This window comes from Thiohalocapsa halophila (genome assembly GCF_016583825.1).
Taxonomy (GTDB): domain Bacteria; phylum Pseudomonadota; class Gammaproteobacteria; order Chromatiales; family Chromatiaceae; genus Thiohalocapsa; species Thiohalocapsa halophila.
Genome location: NZ_NRRV01000281.1, coordinates 1 through 550, shown reverse-complemented (window position 1 = coordinate 550; position 550 = coordinate 1). Strand labels below are relative to the sequence as shown.

Below are 550 nucleotides of genomic sequence, written 5' to 3'. Positions count from 1 at the left end.
CAATTGAAGGCGCACTGGGGCGATCACGCGCCTTGGCAGGCGTTCCTGCAGCAGGCGAGCAGCGCCTTGAGCCGTTGCCAACAAACGGACGTGGCGTTTCTGCTGCCGCCGTGCCAACGCACCAAGGCACGCTACATGGCCGTCGATGCCCATGTGCAGTGGGCGCGAAATCTGATCTGCCATCACGACCGGGGCGATTTCAGCGGTATCGGGCTGCCGTGCGTGTTCAGCGCCGATGCTTGGGCGCATCTGCGCGCGATGTCGGGCAAGCACCGCGTCGATCCCCTGCGCGTGCTGATCGGACGGGACTACGAGACGCGTGCCGGCCTGCGCGAGGCGCTGCAGGCCTACGGCGTCACGGCGCCGGAGGATCTCGATGAGACCTTCTGGCGATTGGCCGATCGGGGCTATGCGCGCTTCCTCGACGCCTTCGATTGGGTGTTGGCGTATCGGGAGATCCTGCCGGAGTGGGCGCAGACCATCGCCGTGTCCAAGACCGTGCAGACGGTGCTGAAAACCCAAGGCCTCTCGCGCGCAGCACCGGCGCAGG

General features: G+C 66.5%; 1 protein-coding gene. It reads left to right on the top strand.

The window, feature by feature from the left end:
- Positions 1-135 precede the first annotated feature (135 nt).
- A partial coding sequence (locus CKO31_RS26400; protein WP_200243988.1) for a hypothetical protein occupies positions 136-550 on the top strand: 415 nt, incomplete at its 3' end.